Annotated in this window: 15 protein-coding genes; 9 read left to right on the top strand and 6 right to left on the bottom strand. The window is 61.2% G+C overall.

All coding sequences use genetic code 11. The features are described from left to right. Window positions 1-72 precede the first annotated feature (72 nt). The gene (locus tag ACQZ5G_RS00470) at window positions 73-1,287 is read left to right on the top strand and encodes an NADP-dependent isocitrate dehydrogenase (protein ID WP_035210117.1); all 1,215 of its coding nucleotides are present in this window, start codon (window positions 73-75) and stop codon (window positions 1,285-1,287) included. 317 nt (window positions 1,288-1,604) lie between these two features. Then, complete coding sequence (locus ACQZ5G_RS00465) at window positions 1,605-2,231, top strand: glutathione S-transferase family protein (protein WP_059760392.1); 627 nt, start codon at window positions 1,605-1,607, stop codon at window positions 2,229-2,231. Window positions 2,232-2,307: 76 nt separating this feature from the next. On the opposite strand, the gene ACQZ5G_RS00460 is transcribed toward ACQZ5G_RS00465, so the two are convergent. From ACQZ5G_RS00460 to recA, 3 genes are all read right to left on the bottom strand, one after another. Beyond that, window positions 2,308-2,691 (bottom strand): VOC family protein, encoded by a 384-nt coding sequence (locus ACQZ5G_RS00460; RefSeq protein ID WP_448736666.1) that lies wholly within the window; start codon window positions 2,689-2,691, stop codon window positions 2,308-2,310. Between the two features lie 99 nt (window positions 2,692-2,790). Beyond that, window positions 2,791-5,454: an alanine--tRNA ligase gene (gene alaS, locus ACQZ5G_RS00455; protein ID WP_448736665.1), complete on the bottom strand. Its 2,664-nt coding sequence runs from the start codon at window positions 5,452-5,454 to the stop codon at window positions 2,791-2,793. Between the two features lie 232 nt (window positions 5,455-5,686). Further along, window positions 5,687-6,772, bottom strand: coding sequence for a recombinase RecA (recA, locus tag ACQZ5G_RS00450; RefSeq protein WP_003525161.1), 1,086 nt, complete (start codon window positions 6,770-6,772; stop codon window positions 5,687-5,689). A gap of 246 nt (window positions 6,773-7,018) precedes the next feature. On the opposite strand from recA, the gene ACQZ5G_RS00445 reads away from it, so the two are divergent. Both ACQZ5G_RS00445 and ACQZ5G_RS00440 read left to right on the top strand, forming a co-directional pair. Next, window positions 7,019-7,960, top strand: a complete 942-nt coding sequence (locus ACQZ5G_RS00445) for a carbohydrate kinase family protein (RefSeq protein WP_448736664.1) — start codon at window positions 7,019-7,021, stop codon at window positions 7,958-7,960. 29 nt (window positions 7,961-7,989) lie between these two features. Next, window positions 7,990-8,913, top strand: coding sequence for a pseudouridine-5'-phosphate glycosidase (locus ACQZ5G_RS00440; protein WP_065655925.1), 924 nt, complete (start codon window positions 7,990-7,992; stop codon window positions 8,911-8,913). Between the two features lie 247 nt (window positions 8,914-9,160). On the opposite strand, the gene ACQZ5G_RS00435 is transcribed toward ACQZ5G_RS00440, so the two are convergent. Next, on the bottom strand, window positions 9,161-11,449 hold the full coding sequence (locus ACQZ5G_RS00435) for an OmpA family protein (protein WP_448736663.1): 2,289 nt from the start codon (window positions 11,447-11,449) through the stop codon (window positions 9,161-9,163). A gap of 336 nt (window positions 11,450-11,785) precedes the next feature. On the opposite strand from ACQZ5G_RS00435, the gene ACQZ5G_RS00430 reads away from it, so the two are divergent. The 5 genes from ACQZ5G_RS00430 to ACQZ5G_RS00410 all read left to right on the top strand — a co-directional run bounded on the left by ACQZ5G_RS00430 (window position 11,786) and on the right by ACQZ5G_RS00410 (window position 15,646). Beyond that, a complete protein-coding gene (locus tag ACQZ5G_RS00430; RefSeq protein WP_003525132.1) occupies window positions 11,786-12,559 on the top strand; it encodes an ABC transporter substrate-binding protein in 774 nt (257 codons plus the stop codon). A gap of 112 nt (window positions 12,560-12,671) precedes the next feature. After that, on the top strand, window positions 12,672-13,475 hold the full coding sequence (locus tag ACQZ5G_RS00425) for an ABC transporter permease (protein ID WP_059760406.1): 804 nt from the start codon (window positions 12,672-12,674) through the stop codon (window positions 13,473-13,475). After that, window positions 13,472-14,302, top strand: coding sequence for an ABC transporter permease (locus ACQZ5G_RS00420; RefSeq protein WP_125146936.1), 831 nt, complete (start codon window positions 13,472-13,474; stop codon window positions 14,300-14,302). Before ACQZ5G_RS00425 ends, ACQZ5G_RS00420 begins: the two co-directional genes overlap by 4 nt. A gap of 168 nt (window positions 14,303-14,470) precedes the next feature. Further along, window positions 14,471-14,737 carry an usg protein gene (locus tag ACQZ5G_RS00415; protein WP_003522173.1) on the top strand — a complete coding sequence of 89 codons (267 nt, stop codon included), beginning with the start codon at window positions 14,471-14,473 and terminating at the stop codon, window positions 14,735-14,737. A gap of 84 nt (window positions 14,738-14,821) precedes the next feature. Next, window positions 14,822-15,646 carry a class I SAM-dependent DNA methyltransferase gene (locus ACQZ5G_RS00410; RefSeq protein WP_174056994.1) on the top strand — a complete coding sequence of 275 codons (825 nt, stop codon included), beginning with the start codon at window positions 14,822-14,824 and terminating at the stop codon, window positions 15,644-15,646. 264 nt (window positions 15,647-15,910) lie between these two features. On the opposite strand, the gene ACQZ5G_RS00405 is transcribed toward ACQZ5G_RS00410, so the two are convergent. After that, window positions 15,911-16,876 (bottom strand): aliphatic sulfonate ABC transporter substrate-binding protein, encoded by a 966-nt coding sequence (locus ACQZ5G_RS00405; protein ID WP_448736662.1) that lies wholly within the window; start codon window positions 16,874-16,876, stop codon window positions 15,911-15,913. 285 nt (window positions 16,877-17,161) lie between these two features. After that, window positions 17,162-17,650, bottom strand: a complete 489-nt coding sequence (locus tag ACQZ5G_RS00400) for an Lrp/AsnC family transcriptional regulator (protein ID WP_003507846.1) — start codon at window positions 17,648-17,650, stop codon at window positions 17,162-17,164. Window positions 17,651-17,683: the final 33 nt, after the last annotated feature.

The raw sequence follows: 17,683 nt of genomic DNA, 5'->3' as shown, positions 1-17,683 counted from the left end.
GCTATAGCCGCACCGGATATTTTTCCGGATACCGGCGCCATCCGGCGCCACAGCTTCGAAGGTGAGGAATTCATGGCAAAGATCAAGGTAGCCAATCCGGTCGTCGATCTCGACGGCGACGAAATGACCCGTATCATCTGGCAGCTCATCAAGGACAAGCTGATCCTGCCATACCTCGATCTCGACATCGAATATTACGACCTCTCGGTTGAAAACCGCGATGCCACCAACGACCAGGTCACGGTCGATGCGGCGCACGCCATCAAGAAGCATGGCGTCGGCATCAAGTGCGCGACCATCACCCCGGATGAGCAGCGCGTCGAGGAATTCGGCCTGAAGCAGATGTGGAAGAGCCCGAACGGCACCATCCGCAACATTCTGGGCGGCGTCATCTTCCGCGAGCCGATCATCTGCAAGAACGTTCCGCGCCTTGTTCCGGGCTGGACGAAGCCGATCGTCGTCGGCCGTCACGCTTTCGGCGACCAGTACAAGGCAACCGATTTCAAGTTCCCCGGCAAGGGCAAGCTGACCATCAAGTTCGTCGGTGAAGACGGTCAGGTCATCGAAAAGGACGTCTTCGACGCCCCGAGCGCCGGCGTGGCGCTTGCCATGTACAACCTCGACGAATCCATCCGCGAATTCGCCCGCGCCTCCATGAACTATGGCCTGATGCGCAAGTGGCCGGTTTACCTCTCCACGAAGAACACCATCCTCAAGGCCTATGACGGCCGCTTCAAGGATATCTTCGAAGAAGTCTACCAGACCGAATTCAAGAAGCAGTTCGATGAGATCGGCATCACCTATGAGCACCGCCTGATCGACGACATGGTCGCTTCCGCTCTGAAGTGGTCCGGCGGCTACATCTGGGCCTGCAAGAACTACGACGGCGACGTGCAGTCCGACACGGTTGCTCAAGGGTTCGGCTCGCTCGGCCTGATGACCTCCGTTCTTCTGTCTCCCGATGGCCGCACGGTCGAAGCCGAAGCCGCACACGGCACGGTTACCCGCCACTACCGCCAGCACCAGAAGGGCCAGGAAACCTCAACCAACTCGATCGCATCGATCTTCGCCTGGACCCGTGGCCTCGCCCACCGCGCCAAGCTGGACGACAATGCGGAACTCGCAAAGTTCGCAGCAACGCTTGAAACCGTCTGCGTCGACACCGTCGAAAGCGGCTACATGACCAAGGATCTGGCGCTCCTCATCGGACCGGACCAGCCCTGGCTCTCCACCACCGCCTTCCTCGACAAGATCGACGAAAACCTCAAGAAGGCAATGGCGGCTTAAGCCGGCCTTCCCAGCGACTTCAAAACCCGGCCTCAGCGCCGGGTTTTCTTTTTTGTTCACAGTATCTTGATTAGCCGTTGTACTAGGCGCAGACTTCGATTCCGCGTGCTGCGGCCAGTACAACAATAAGACAAATCTTAAACAGCATCTACTTGCACATAACTTGCCCGGCACAGTCAAACGTTCATCGGAGCATCGGCGCGATCTTAGGGAACACGCGAAGGATGTTGCGAACTTTAAAAATGCGAAGCGCAGGCGCGAAATCCGCATCGGTTTTCCCATGATGCTTCAACGATTTTGCTTGGGGAGGCAAAAGCATGAGTGAATTGATCTTCTACACCAACCCCATGTCGCGCGGACGCATCGCGCGATGGATGCTTGAGGAAGTGGGCGTTCCTTACCGAACGGAAATACTGGGCTTCGAGACCTCGATGAAATCGCCCGCCTACCGGCTGATAAATCCGATGGCGAAGGTGCCCGCCATCAAACACGGCGATACCATCGTCACCGAGGCGGCGGCGATCTGCGCCTATCTCGCCGATGCCTTTCCCGGCGCGAACCTTGCGCCCACACCCAAGGCGCGCGGGCTTTATTATCGCTGGATGTTCTTCGCCGCAGGCCCGCTGGAAATGGCGGCGAGCATGAAGGCGATGGGTTTCGAAGTGCCCAAGGAGAAGCTGCGCATGGCCGGCTGCGGCAGCTATGCGGATGTGATGAATACGCTTGAGCGGGCCGTCAGCGAAAACCGCTTCATCGCCGGCGATCTCTTCACGGCGGCGGATGTCTATGTCGGCGCCCATATAGGCTGGGGCCTGCATTTCGGCACCATCGAAAAACGCCCGGCCTTTCTCGACTACATGGCCCACCTCACCGACCGCCCGGCCTACAAGCGGGCCGCCCAGCTCGACGAGGAAGCGGCGAAGGACTTGCAAGCAACCGGATAAGACCGGCCAGCCGCGCCGCTACCTATAAACGATAGCCCGCCCGAAAATCGAACATCCGATCGATCATCGCGGCGGGTTATGTACCGGACTGGCCGAGCGGCTCCCCGACCTCTATCGCGTGTCCGTCCGGATCGTAAAAACGAAACACCCTCTGCCCCCAGGCCTGTCGCTCGAGAGGATGGATAAGCTCCACATGCGGCGCGATATTTCGAAAGGCCGCATCGATATCCGCATGTTCGAAATAAAGCAGCATATTCCGTCTGCCATAGGGTTCTTCCGCGCCCGACGATGTGCCCCAGACCGTCTCCGCGAGCGACCGCCCCTCATGGATTGCAAAACCACTTTCAAAGAGGACGAAGTTTCCGAAATCCTCGATGATCTTCAGGCCGAGCCTGTCACGATAAAACGCCTTCGAACGGCCGATATCGCGCACGAAAGGAATAGGATTTACAAAGCGCATCGCTTCCCTCCGTCGCGTCCTCGGCGCGCAACCGTCTTGCCTTTGAAGGCGGAAACAAAAAAGGCGGGGTAAAACCCCGCCCTCTTCAATTCAGGCCGATCAGGCAGCCAACGCCGCCGCCACCGCTTCGATGGCATCCTGCGCCCTGGCGCCATCCGGGCCGCCGGCCTGCGCCATATCGGGACGGCCGCCGCCGCCCTTGCCGCCAAGTGCGGCGGAAGCGGTGCGGACGATATCGACAGCGCTGAAACGGGCCGTCAGATCTTCGGTCACAGCAGCGACAGCACTTGCCTTGCCATCTTCGGAAACGGCGATCAGAAGCACGACGCCCGAGCCGAGATTGGCCTTGGCCTCATCGGCAAGTCCCTTGAGGTCCTTGGCATCGATGCCGGACATGGATTTTGCCAGGAAGTTGACGCCCGCGACCTGCTTGACGTCGCTTGCGCCGGCATCCGCCGCACCGCCGCCCATGGCAAGCTTCCGGCGGGCATCGGCAAGCTCGCGCTCAAGCTTCTTGCGCTCATCGAGCAGACCTTCGACACGCGACAGTACATCGCCCGGCTGCACCTTCAGCGAAGAAGCGAGCGCCTTCACCCGCTCATCCTGTTCGGCCAGATAGGCAAGCGCGCCCTGCCCGGTCACGGCTTCGAGACGACGCACGCCCGCACCGACGGCGCTTTCGCCGAGAATGCGGATGAGGCCGATCTGGCCGGTGGCCGCCACATGCGTGCCGCCGCAAAGCTCCACGGAATAGGGACGATTGGCTTTTGCGCCATGCAGGCCGGTGCCCATGGAGACAACGCGAACTTCGTCGCCGTATTTTTCACCGAACAGCGCCATGGCGCCCTCGGCAATGGCGTCGTCGACGCTCATCAGGCGGGTCACGACCGGCGAGTTCTGCAGCACGATTTCGTTCGCCATTTCTTCGACAACCTTCAGCTCCTCGGCCGACATCGGCTTCGGATGCGAAACGTCGAAACGCAGGCGCTCGGGCGCAACCAGCGAACCCTTCTGGGCAACGTGTGTGCCGAGCACTTCGCGCAGCGCCTCGTGCAGCAGGTGGGTGGCGGAATGGTTGGCGCGCAGGCGCGAGCGGCGGTCATGATCGACCGTCAGTTGAACGGCATCGCCAACTTTCAGACCGCCCTTGGAGACCGTGCCCAAATGCACGAAGAGGCCTTCGCCCTTCTTCTGGGTATCGGAAACGGCAAAGGCGCCATTGTCGCCGGAAATCACGCCGGTATCGCCCATCTGGCCGCCGGATTCGCCATAAAACGGCGTCTGGTTGACGACGACCTGCACCGTCTCGCCATCGGCAGCGCTTTCCACCGACTTGCCGTCCTTGACGATTGCCTGGATGACGCCTTCGGCGGTTTCGGTGTCGTAACCGAGGAATTCGCTCGCACCGAGCTTTTCCTTGAGCTCGAACCAGACGGTCTCGGTCGCCTTGTCGCCGGAACCGGCCCAGTGCGAGCGGGCTTCGGCCTTCTGGCGCTCCATCGCGTCGGTGAAGCCGGAAATATCGACGCCGATTTCGCGGGCGCGCAGCGCATCCTGCGTCAGGTCGAGCGGGAAACCATAGGTGTCGTAAAGCTTGAAGGCGGTTTCGCCATCCAGCATGTCGCCTTTGTGCAGGGTCGAGGTGGCGTCGGAGAGCAGCGACAGGCCGCGTTCCAGCGTCTTGCGGAAACGGGTTTCCTCAAGCTTCAGCGTCTCGGAAATCAGCGCCTCGGCACGGACCAGTTCCGGATAGGCGCGACCCATCTGCTGCACCAGCGCCGGCAGCAGCTTGTAGATCAGCGGCTCACGCGCGCCGAGAAGTTCGGCATGGCGCATGGCGCGGCGCATGATGCGGCGCAGGACATAACCGCGCCCTTCGTTCGACGGCAGAACGCCATCGGCGATCAGGAAGGCGGACGAACGCAGATGGTCGGCGATGACGCGGTGGCTGGCGCGCTTTTCACCTTCGGCCGGAACGCCGGTCGCTTCCACGGAAGCGGCAATCAGCGCGCGGAACAGGTCCGTATCGTAATTGTCATGCTTGCCCTGCAACAGCGCGGAAATACGCTCAAGACCCATGCCGGTGTCGATCGACGGGCGCGGCAGGTCGATGCGCTCTTCCTTCGTCAGCTGCTCATATTGCATGAAGACGAGGTTCCAGATTTCGATGAAGCGGTCGCCATCTTCTTCCGGCGAGCCGGGCGGGCCGCCCCAGATATGATCTCCATGATCGTAGAAGATTTCCGAACAGGGACCGCAGGGGCCGGTATCGCCCATCGCCCAGAAATTGTCGCTGGTCGGAATGCGGATGATGCGGTCGTCAGAGAAACCGGCGATCTTCTTCCAGAGGTTAAAGGCCTCGTCGTCGGTGTGATAGACGGTGACCAGCAGACGGTTGCGGTCGATGCCGAATTCCTTGGTGATCAGGTTCCAGGCATGGGTGATCGCCTCTTCCTTGAAATAATCGCCGAAGGAGAAATTGCCGAGCATTTCGAAAAAGGTGTGGTGACGGGCGGTATAACCGACATTGTCGAGGTCGTTATGCTTGCCGCCGGCGCGCACGCATTTCTGCGCCGAAGCGGCCGTGGAATAGGGACGGCTTTCAAGACCGGTGAAGACGTTCTTGAACTGCACCATGCCGGCATTGGTGAACATCAGTGTCGGATCGTTGCGCGGCACCAGCGGGCTGGAGGGCACGATCTCGTGTCCGTTCTTCTTGAAGTAGTCGAGAAAGGTCGACCGAATTTCATTCACACCGCTCATGCCCACACACCGCTCACAGCTGGAGTCCATCACTTCCACCCCGAAGGATGGCTATATTGCAAAATCACTGGCTTTTATCGTCCGCACCCGGCCCTGTCCAGCCATGGAGGCCCGCGAAGGCGCGCCGACAAACAAAAAGGGCCATGCGAGGCAAATCGCACGGCCTTTTTGTTATGCCAATTCATATCCAGCGCAGCAGCCGGGCGGAAAACACCCCGCGGCATAACCCAAATCAGCCGTCGTCACCGTCGCTGTCACCGGCTTCCGGGCCGCCATTCTGCAGGAAACGGTCTGCGATCAAGCCGGCATTCTGGCGCAGCGCCAGTTCGATCTCATTGGCCGTTTCCGGATTGTCGCGGAGGAATATCTTGGCGTTTTCACGCCCCTGCCCCAGACGCTGGCTGTTATAGGAGAACCATGCACCGGACTTCTCGACAATGCCAGCCTTCACGCCAAGATCGACAAGCTCACCGGTCTTGGAAACGCCTTCGCCATACATGATGTCGAATTCCACCTGCTTGAAGGGCGGCGCCATCTTGTTCTTGACGACCTTCACACGCGTCTGGTTGCCGACAACCTCTTCGCGCTCCTTGACGGAGCCGATGCGGCGAATGTCGAGACGAACGGACGCATAGAACTTCAGAGCGTTACCGCCCGTCGTCGTTTCCGGCGAACCGAACATGACGCCGATCTTCATGCGGATCTGGTTGATGAAGATCACCATGCACTTCGACTTGGAGATCGAAGCCGTCAGCTTGCGCAGCGCCTGGCTCATCAAACGCGCTTGAAGACCCGGCAGGCTGTCGCCCATTTCGCCTTCGATTTCGGCCCGCGGCGTCAGCGCCGCAACGGAGTCGACGACCAGCACGTCAACCGCGCCGGAACGCACCAGCGTATCGGTGATTTCCAGCGCCTGTTCGCCCGTGTCGGGCTGCGAGATCAAAAGGCCCTGCAAATCCACACCGAGCTTGCGGGCATAGACCGGATCGAGCGCATGTTCGGCGTCCACGAAGGCGCAGATGCCGCCCTTCTTCTGCGCTTCGGCAATGGTCTGCAATGCCAGCGTCGTTTTACCGGAGCTTTCCGGGCCATAAATTTCAATGATGCGCCCCTTCGGCAGACCGCCGATGCCGAGCGCGATATCCAGGCTGAGCGAACCCGTCGAAACGGTCTCCACTTCAACCACGTTTTCATTGGAACCGAGCTTCATGATCGATCCCTTGCCGAACGACCGTTCGATCTGGGAGAGCGCCGCTTCCAGTGCCTTGCTTTTATCCACCGATTTATCCTCTACGAGACGCAAAGAATTTTGTGCCATCCGAACCACCTTTAGGTTATTGAAGCCGCACAGGCAATGAAGCAGTATGGAAACGGTATGTACTCTATTTGTTCTCATTTCGCAAGGCTAAGCCAGCATATTGAAAACAAATAGCGATAAGTCGTTTGTTCTGCTTTCGTTTTTCCGTGCCCGGCCCATGGCCGCAAACCGGATGCGAGGTCAGGAAGACGTCAGTTTAGGCCGAATCGTCCGGTCTTTCCATCCGCCAAAGAGGGAAACGCAAGCGTGAAGAAAATACTCGTTCTGGGCGGCGCGCATATCGACAGGCGCGGCATGATCGAGACTGAGACGGCGCCCGGCGCGAGCAACCCGGGTTCCTGGATGGAAGAGGCCGGTGGCGGCGGTTTCAACGCCGCGCGCAATCTTTCCCGCCTCGGTTTTCAGGTCCGCATCATCGCCCCGCGCGGCGGCGACGCGACCGGTGAGGCGGTGGCGGAGGCCGCACGGCAGGCGGGCGTGGAAGACACGCCCTTCACCTTCCTGGACCGCCGCACGCCAAGCTACACCGCCATTCTGGAGCGTGACGGCAACCTCGTCATCGCGCTGGCCGATATGGACCTTTATAAGCTCTTCACCCCGCGCCGCCTCAAGATACGCGCCGTGCGCGAGGCGATCACGGCGAGCGACATCCTGCTCTGCGACGCCAATCTGCCGGAAGACACGCTGACGGCGCTCGGCCTCGTCGCCCGCGCCTGCGAGAAACCGCTGGCGGCCATCGCCATATCCCCCGCCAAGGCGGTGAAGCTGAAAGCGGCGCTCGGCGATATCGACATCCTTTTCATGAACGAGGCGGAAGCCCGCGCGCTGACCGGCGAAACGACGGCCAATGTCCGCGACTGGCCCGACATCCTGCGCAAGGCCGGGCTTGCCGGCGGTGTCGTTACCCGCGGCGCAAGCGAGGTGGTGGCCTTCAGCAGGACGGAGACGGCGATCCTCCATCCGCCCCTCATCCGCGAGGTGAAGGACGTGACCGGTGCGGGCGACGCCATGGCGTCGGGTTATCTTGCCGCCATCGCCGAGGGAAAGACGATTGCGGAAGCGTTGAGGCAGGGCGCGGCGGCAGCAGCCATCACCGTACAATCGCCCTTCGCCACCTCCCACGAACTATCAAAAGACAGTGTCGAAGCCATGTTGGGGCTTGTTCCCCAGGCTGAAATGCTGGCATGAACCCGCTTTTAAAAACTGGAACAGATGAAATGACCCGCCCAATCTCCCCGCTCCTGCCCATCGTCTATTCTCAGGAAGTCGCCGCCGCCAAGCAGCGCGGTGCGCCGATCGTGGCGCTTGAATCGACCATCATCACCCACGGCATGCCTTACCCCGGCAATATCGAAATGGCGGAAAGCGTCGAACAGATCATCCGCGATCAGGGTGCGGTTCCGGCTACCATCGCAGTCATTCACGGCACCCTGCATATCGGCCTTGAGAAAGACCAGCTCGAAGCGCTTGCCCAGACCACCGACGCCATGAAGGTCTCGCGCGCCGATATCGCCTTCGCGATCGCCGAGCGCCGCACGGGTGCTACCACGGTGGCCGCCACCATGATCGCCGCCGCCCGCGCCGGCATCCGCGTTTTCGCCACCGGCGGCATTGGCGGCGTACACAAGGGCGCGGAAGAGACCTTCGACATCTCCGCCGATCTGACCGAGCTTGCGAAGACCGGCGTGATCGTCGTCTGCGCCGGCGCCAAGGCCATTCTCGATATTCCGAAGACGCTCGAGGTTCTTGAAACCAATGGCGTACCGGTCGTCACTTTCGGCTCGGAAGAATTCCCGGCTTTCTGGTCGCGCTCCTCCGGCCTGCCGAGCCCGCTCTCGCTCAACAGCCCGGCGGCAATCGCCAATTTCCAGACAACCCGCGAACAGCTGGGTATCGATGGCGGTATGCTGGTGGCCAATCCCGTGCCGGAGGAAGACGAAATCCCGCGTGAAGAGATGGAAATCTACATCAACCGCGCCATCTCCCACGCCGAACGCGACGACATCACCGGCAAGGAAGTCACCCCCTACCTGCTTGGCGACATCTTCCGCCTGACGGATGGCCGCAGCCTGGAAACCAATATCGCGCTGGTGCGCAACAATGCGCAGCTGGCAGCGGAAATCGCGGTGGCTCTGAACTGAGGGCACACATCTCCTCTTCGGGCCGTTCCCAAAGAGATTGCTGTCGGAGCTTTGGCGGCTGGAACAAACACGTCCCCCGTCATGCTCGGGCCTGTCCCGAGCATCTGCTACGTCTCGACTGGAGGAAACGTGATTAGATCCTCGCCACAAGGGCGAGGATGACGTCGCGTATTTGGAAAGCCTGTCCCAATGAAAAAGGCCCAGAGAGCTTGCGCTTCCGGGCCTTTGTTTTTCCTGTCGAACCCAATCAGTTCTGGGCGACCGGCTTCACCAGCGGCGTCACGCGGCGGATGGTGACGCGGCGGTTCTGCTGTTCCGGGCCGAGCGTCTGGACCTTCAGGTAACGCTCGCCATAACCTTGGGTCGCGAGGTTTTCCGGCGGAATGCCGTAAACATCGGTCAAGACATTGGCGACGGAAGCGGCGCGCTCGTCGGAAAGAACGAGGTTGCTTTCATCCGAACCGACGGCGTCGGTATGGCCTTCGATCAGGAAGGTTTCACCCGGGTTCTTGTCCAGCGCCTTGTTGATCGCATCCGCCACCTTGCGCAGCGAACGGGCCTGCGTCATCGGGATTTCGGCGCTGCCGGTGGCGAAGGTGATGGTATCGAGGTCGATACGGCGCACCTTGTCGCGAATACGGGCCGAATAACGCACTTCATCCAGCGAATAGACACGCTCCACCGGCTCGACCGGCGGCTGTTCCAGGAAGCGGTAATAATCGCGGTCCGGATCGCTCGAGGTGTCGATGATGTAGTCCGTCACGGGAATGCGCAGGCGCATCGGCGGCAGGTCGAGGCCCGGATCGCGATAGACGTAGTCGCGGTCGGGATCTTCCATCAGCTCCGGCGCATAGAACAGCACATATTCGCGGCCGCGATCGTCGATGCGCGAGCGCTGGATCACGTCGCCGTAACGATTGCGGATGGTCACCACCTGCGTTCCGTCACGGCGCTCCACGGTTTCGCGGACACGGCCGCCGGGCAGACGCTCGTAATAGGGCTCGCCGCCATCGCGGATGAAGCGCTGGTTGTCGTCGCCGCGCACCACGACACGGTCGCCGAACTGCAGGATGATCGGCGCATCGCGGTCACGGTCACGCGGACGGCCTTCGCGCGGCTGCCATTCGCGCACGCCTTCCGGCCGCTCATATTGCGGGCGGCGGTCGACACGCTCACCCTGCTGCGAGGTGATGGCTTCCATCTTGACGGGCGGCGGCGGGGCCTTGCCTTCGGCGGCGCCGGCGCGCTGCGCCTCGGCGTCGGAGGTCGGAACCTTCACGTCACCGGCCTGCTCGCGTTCGCGACGGCGCTCCTCGCGGGTCTGGCGGTTGCCGGAACGTTCCACTTCCTTGTCGCTGTCGAGAACGGCGGCGCCCTTGTCGACCGGCAGAATGACGGTATCGGCGGTCTTGGACGGGTCCTTGGCGATTGCCTTTGCCTTGTCCAGCTCTTCCTTCGTCATCGGCGGCGCTTCCGTCTGCGGAACAGCAACCTGATTGGGGACGGTTTCGCCGGCCGGCGCCTGTCCGGTTGTCGTACCGCTCGGCGGCGGCGTCGGCGCGCCTGGCAGCGGGGCTGCGGGTTCGGTTCTGCCCTGACCCTCTACCGGCGGCTGTTCCGAAGGCTGACGGCCCGGCGCGGGGTTGGGCTGGGCTTCAGGTGCCGGCGGACGCGCGGGCGTCGGCGCTTCGGTCGGAACCGGTGCTTCCTTCGCGGCGGGCTCGGGGGCGGCCGGCTTTTTCTCCGGAACGGCTTTTTCGGCCGGTTCGGCTTTCTGTTCCGGGGCTTTTTCCTCTACCGGTGGCTTTTTGGCAGGTGCTTGTTCGCGGGGCTTGGCCGGCTCGCCGGCATTTTCAGGGCGTGCTGCGGGCTCCTGTTCCGCAGCAGGTTCCTTCGCGCGCTCCTTGCGCGGACGCTCGGGACGCTGCTCGCCCTCACCTGCGGGCTGCTCAGCCCGTTCCGGCTTGCGCGGACGTTCCTTCGGCTGCTCTTCGGCAGGTGCGGCTTCGGGTGCGGCCTCGCGCTGGCGTGCCGGGCGCTGTTCGCCCTCGCCCTGCGGCTCCTGCGCGCGTTCGGGTTTGCGGGGACGCTCCTGCGGTTGCTCGGCAGGCGCGGGCTCCGGGCGGGCCTCGCGCTGCTGCGGTTCCCGCTGGGGCTTGGGCTGCGGCTCCCGCTGGGGTTCGGGCTGCGGCTCCCGTTGCGGCTCAGGGCGCGGTTCGGCAGGCGCGGCTTCGCGCTTGGGCTCCGGTTCGCGCTGCGGCTCCGGCGCACGCTCCTGTCGTTGCGGCTCGGCCTGCGGCTGCTCCTCTTCGGCCTGCTTGCGACGCTTGCGCAGTTCCTCTTCCGGGTTCGGTTCTTCCGGCTGCGCCTGCGCCAGTATAACCCGGCCGGTCGCCGCACCGCCGGGAAGCGCCTGCGACACGGGCGTCTGCGCCCGCGCAGCACCGGCAAAACCGGCCGCGGCCGGCTCCGCCGCAATCGCCAGCGACATGAGGGGGAAAACCACCCCCGTCAGCAATGTGTTCTTCTTCAGCATCGGTGTTTCCTCATCTGCCATTATTGGTCGCCAGTCTTGCGACATCTTGATTCCGGCTGCGCGTGCAGGCGCTGGTCAACGCCTCGCACACACTTCGGTTCCCATGATGACCAAAGCCTTCTGTACCGGAAATGAACAGATCAAGGCGTTTTCGTGGAAGCTCTGCGGCACAATCGCGGTCACTAATATTGCAGTTGCATTTTTTGACCAACCGGATGAATAATCGCATCCGCGCTGAAGGCTACAGGCGGTATCATCCGCTGCGCCCTGCGCCCATGGCGTCCGCACTGAAAACAACAACAGACCGCGGATGAACGACCAAAAGAGAGGATCGAAATGCCTATTTCCACCCGTCTGCTCGCAGCCGTATCGATTGCCGCCATCTCGCTGTTTTCAGGTGCTGCCCTCGCGCAGGACAAGATCGTCATCGGCACCGAAGGCGCTTATCCGCCCTTCAACAATCTCGAAGCCGACGGCACGCTGACCGGCTTCGACATCGACATCGCCAAGGCGCTGTGCGAACAAATGAAGGCCGAATGCACGTTCGTCACCAATGACTGGGACGGCATCATCCCCGCCCTTCAGGCCAAGAAGTTCGACGCCATCATCGCGTCCATGTCGATCACGCCCGAGCGTCTCGAGAAGGTCGACTTCTCCAAGAAATATTACAACACCCCGCCGGCCATCGCCGTGCCGAAGGATTCGCCGATCAAGTCCGTCGACGATCTGAAGGGCAAGTCGCTCGGCGCGCAGGGTTCCACCACCCACTCCAACTATGCCGAAAAGCATTTCCCGGATGCCGACGTGAAGATGTATCCGACCGCCGACGAGTATAAGCTCGACATCGCCAATGGCCGTATCGACGCCGTCATCGACGATATCGTGGTTCTGTCGGAATGGCTGAAGACGGATGCTGGCGCCTGCTGCAAGATCCTGACGCCGCTTCCGGTCGATGTCGAGATCAACGGCAATGGCGCGGGCGTCGCCGTCCGCAAGGGTGACACGGCGCTTGCCGACAAGTTCACCGCCGCCATCGCCGGCATTCGCGCCAGCGGCAAGTATCAGGAGATCAACAAAAAATACTTCGATTTCGACGTTTACGGCGAGTAAGCCCGTTCGATCTGTTGAAATCTCGTGGCGGAAGGCTTGCCCTTCCGCCATTTTTGTTTGAAAACGTCACGATAACAATCACGGCGGCTTAAGACCGCAGGGGAAAATTGGCATGAGCGGAGCATTTTCCGCCATAGGTGCGTTCTGGACCTATGTCTCGACACTTCTCGATCCCTTTTGCGGGCCGGTCGGTCTCTTCTCGCTTTTCGGAAACGGCACCCTGGTCGCCTGCGGCGATGCGGGCTGGGGCGATGAAATCGCCTTCGGCGTCAAGGTCACCATCTCGCTGGCGCTCGCCACCCTGCCCGTCGGGCTGCTGATCGGTTTCCTCATCGCGCTCGCCGCGCAATCGGAAGAAAAATCGCTGCGGCTGGCGACCGGTATCTACACCACCATCTTCCGCGGCCTGCCGGAACTGCTGACGCTCTTCATCGTCTATTACGGCATCCAGATGCTGCTGCAATCGGTGGCCGGTTATGTCGGCATCACCGGTCCGGTCGAGATCAACGCCTTCGTCGCGGGCATGGTGGCGCTGTCCGTGGTGTTTTCGTCCTATGCGTCCGAAGTGCTGCTCTCCGCCTTCAAGGCCATACCGAAGGGGCAATATGAGGCGGGTGCGGCACTGGGGCTTTCGCGGGGCCGCACCATGGTGCTCATCATCATTCCGCAGCTGGTCAGGATCGCCCTTCCCGGCATGACCAATCTCTGGGTCATCCTGCTCAAAGACACGTCCTACGTCTCGATCATCGGCCTTGCAGATATCGTTCGCCAGACCGGCATCGCCGCCCGCGTCAGCAAGGAAGCCTTCTTCTTCTACAGCATCGCCTGCCTGCTCTACCTCATCCTCGCGCTGCTTTCGTCCATCGGCATCGGCTTCATCGATCGCTGGTCGCGCAAGTCGGAGGTAAGCCGATGAGCCATATTCAGGAACTCATTCCCCCCCGCCCCGCCCCGGCTGTCGCGGACAAACCGCTCAATATTTCGCGCATCGTCGGCATCGCCGTCATCACGCTCTGGCTGCTGCTCGCCGCCGGGCTGATCTTCGCCATGATCGAGGGCTGGGACTGGGACAAATTCCAGCGTTACGGGCCGCGCTATATCGACGGTCTCATCACCACCATCACCCTCGTCGGCAGCTCGATCATTCTCGGCGCCATTCTTTCCGTGCCGATCGCCTTCGGCCGCATGTCGGAAAACCGCATCATCGGCGCGCTGGCCTATGCCTATGTCTACGTCTTCCGCAGCACGCCGCTTTTGGCGCAGCTTTTCCTGATCTATTACGGCCTCGGCAGTTTCCGCCAGGGGCTGGAAACCGTCGGCCTGTGGTGGTTCTTCCGCGAGGCCTGGTATTGCGGCCTGTTGTCGCTCACCCTCAACACCGCCGCCTATCAGGCCGAAATCCTGCGCGGCGCGATCCGCAGCGTGCCGCGCGGCCAGCATGAGGGCGCCGCCTCGCTCGGCCTGTCGAAACTCGTCACTTTCCGCAAGATCATCCTGCCACAGGCGCTGATCGTGGCGCTGCGTCCCTATGGCAATGAGATCATCCTGATGATCAAGGGTTCGGCGGTGGTCTCCATCGTCACGGTCTTCGACCTGATGGGCCAGACCCGCTACGCCTTTTCCCGCACCTTCGACTATCAGGCCTATCTCTGGGCCGCGATCTTCTACCTGACGATCGTCGAAACGCTGCGGCATGTCTGGGCATGGCTGGAAGCCCGGCTGACCCGGCATCTGAAGCGCTAGTCGCAACGTTGGCAGCACTCATCAATGAAGGCTGCCAACATTTTGAAAAATATAAATATTTTGTGACAACCCATGTCTTTGGCAAGCTTGGATTAACCATGACGTGTTCCCATATTCGATACAGCGGTAACGCTGTGATCGGCAATCATGGAAACGGGAACCGCCGTCATGAACAAGGACATGGAAATGATGCTGAGAGGCTACGGCCTCACCACCGCCCAGATATTTTATCGCCTGCCGGATCATCCGCTGGTTCTCCAGACCTATGTCTGGCAGGACTATGATCTTGCCCCGGATTTCCCTGAGATGCATGGCTTCCTCAAATTCTGGAAGGAAAAGCTCGACGGACCGCTGCATTCCGTCCGCTACGTGCACCGGCAGGTAATCTCGGCGCAGGAATGGCGCGCGCTCAAGGGGGAGTTCATCATCCACTGAGCCGTCGCACCACATAAACATTGCGCCCGTCCCCGATGCGGCTTACAGCAAACCTCAACTGAAGATGCTGACGGATAAGGCACGATGACGAAGAACCAGAAAATCGACGAAGAGGCGCTTGCCGAAGCCTATAACCGCGCGCTCGCGCTTGAAAAAGCCGGCGATGTGGACGCGGCGGTGAAGGCCTATGAAGAGGTTCTGGCCATCGATCCCGACGATCACGGCGGAGCGGCCGTTCGCATCGCCGCCATGGGCCGGGGCGAAACCCCGCCGAAGGCGCCCGACGCCTATGTCGAAACCCTGTTCGACCAGCATGCCGAAGCTTTCGAGGATATTCTTGTCGAACAGCTCGGTTACGCCGTGCCGATGATGGTGCGCCAGCGGTTGCAGACGCTGAACCTCGGCCCCTTCAAGCGCCTGCTCGATCTCGGCTGCGGCACCGGCCTCACCGGCGAAGCGCTGCGCGACATGGCCGACGATATCACCGGCATCGACATTTCCGAAAACATGGTCGAAATCGCCCATGAGAAGGACCTCTACGAGACGCTCTACGTCGCCGAAGCCGAGGATTTTCTCGAGGATAATGACGACGAGCCTTTCGACATCATCACCGCCACCGATGTGCTGCCCTATCTCGGCGCGCTGGAGCCGCTGTTTTTCGGCGCCGCCGAAAACCTCAACGCCGGCGGCCTGCTGATCTTCTCGTCGGAAACCCTGCCCGAAGCGACTCTGGCCGGACGCCCCTATATGGTCGGCCCGCACCAGCGTTTCGCCCATGCGGAAACCTATGTCCGCGAAAGACTGGCCGCAACCGGTTTCGAGGTTCTCGAAGTGACCGACATCAACGTGCGCATGCAGGACGGCAATCCGACACCCGGCCATCTGGTGATTGCCAAGCTCAAGGGCTGATGCCGCTTCGGCATTGTCGCAGACGTTGCGGCAGATTTCTTCTCCCCGCCGGGGAGAAGGTGGCCCGAAGGGTCGGATGAGGGGGTAACCTCTCGGTCTATCTCTACCCTTGCCCCCTCATCCCGCTGCCGCGGACTTCTCCCCGGCGGGGAGAAGAAACAAGCGGCACGGGCTAGCCCTATGCGGCAAGAATGGCATTTTCCTGAATCAACCTCTCAACAACACCCGCCAGCGGGTTGAAGAGACTCACCTTTTCCGACCCGCTCAGCTCGCCTTCGGCCGCCAGACGATATCCGCCACGTTGAGTTTCTTCGGCACGATCTTCAGATCGTAGAACTCATCCGCAAGCGCCTGCTGATAGGCGATGGCCTCATCCGGAACCAGCGAAACCCGCCCGAGATCGGCGCCCGGCCGCGTCAGCGAAACCTTGGTGACATCCTCGGGAACGCCGGTGATCGACGCCAGCGACTTTGCCGTTGCATCGATGTTGATCTGCGCTTTCGCACCCACATTCGCCAGTTCCTTGAGGATCAGCGGCACGAGATCGGGATTGGCCTCCACGAAACCGCCATTGGCAAGGAAATAGCTCCACGGATCGACGATGCCTTCGGCGGTCGAAAGAACCCGCGTCGTCGGCTCTTTTTCCGCCACGGCGAAATAAGGATCCCAGATCGACCAGGCATCGATGCTGCCGCTGCGGAAGGCGGCGGCCGCATCCGGCGGGGCAAGATCGACCGGCGTAATGTCGTTCAACGTCAACCCTGCCTTTCGCAACGCCTTGACGGTGACATTATGGGCGCTGGAGCCGCGCTTGAAGGCGACTTTCCTGCCTTTCAGGTCTTCCAGCGTCTTCAGCGGCGAATCCTTCTGCACAAGGATGGCCGATCCGCCGGCCGCCGCTTTGTAAGTGCCCACATAACGCAGATTGCCGCCGGCGGCCTGCGCGAAAAGCGGCGGCACATCGCCGGTCGGGCCTATATCCAGCGCGCCGGCACCCAGCGCTTCAAGAAGCGGCGGCCCGGAGGAAAATTCCGACCATTTGACCTCGATGCCGCGATCCTTCAGCAACGCTTCAAGCGCGCCCTGGCTTTTCGCGAGCGCTATCACGCCATTCTTCTGCCAGCCAATCCGCAATGTGGTGGTTGCGGCACTCGCCCGCCGGATATGCGGCAGAAACACCGCCCCGGTCGCACCTGCAATCAGTCCCAATGTTCCGCGTCGTGTAAGCATATGGATATCCCTCGCTATTCCATCCTTCGACAGTAAAAGCGTAGATATTCGAGCGATTTTATCAAAATCGCAGTTTGCGCGGAGACAGCGCCGAGAGAATTGAATGTGCGAATTTGCCACGATGGGCGGAATAGAATTGTCGTGCCCAGGCGGCGGCTACCGGATGGACCTTCCGGCTGGATCAGCCCTTGGCGGGCCAGATCGACGGGAAAAACGACCCGCAAATAAAAATGCCCTCCCCGGCAACCGGAAAGGGCATTGGTCGAAAAACTGGCCGGCGGCGAATTACTCCTCGCCGGATTTCGGATTGTCCAGCAGCATGTAATCGAGCGGCAGCTCGGTCGTATATTTGATCTGCTCCATCGCGAAGGCGGAGGACACGTCGCGGATTTCGATCTTGGCGATCATCCGCTTGTAGAAAGCGTCATAGGCCGCAATATCGGGCACGACGACGCGCAGCAGATAATCGACATCGCCGCTCATGCGGTAAAATTCGACGACTTCCGGAAACTCGGAAACCACCTCGGAGAAACGCTTCAGCCATTCGATGGAATGGGAGGCGGTGCGGATGGAGACGAAAACCGTGACCTTGGTGTTGACCTTGACCGGATCGAGCAGCGCCACGCGCCGGCGAATAACGCCGTCTTCCTCCATCTTCTGGATACGCCGCCAACAGGGCGTCGTGGAAAGGCCGACCTTTTTCGCCAGATCGGCAACGGCCAGCGTGGAATCCTCTTGCAGAATGCGCAAAATCTTACGGTCTAGGCGATCCAATGCGTCTATCCTCCTGAATTAATTTCCTTTCAA

The organism is Agrobacterium sp. 22-214-1 (genome assembly GCF_053522465.1).
Note: the sequence above shows the minus strand (reverse complement) of the source record. Positions and strands in the feature narration are given on the sequence as shown.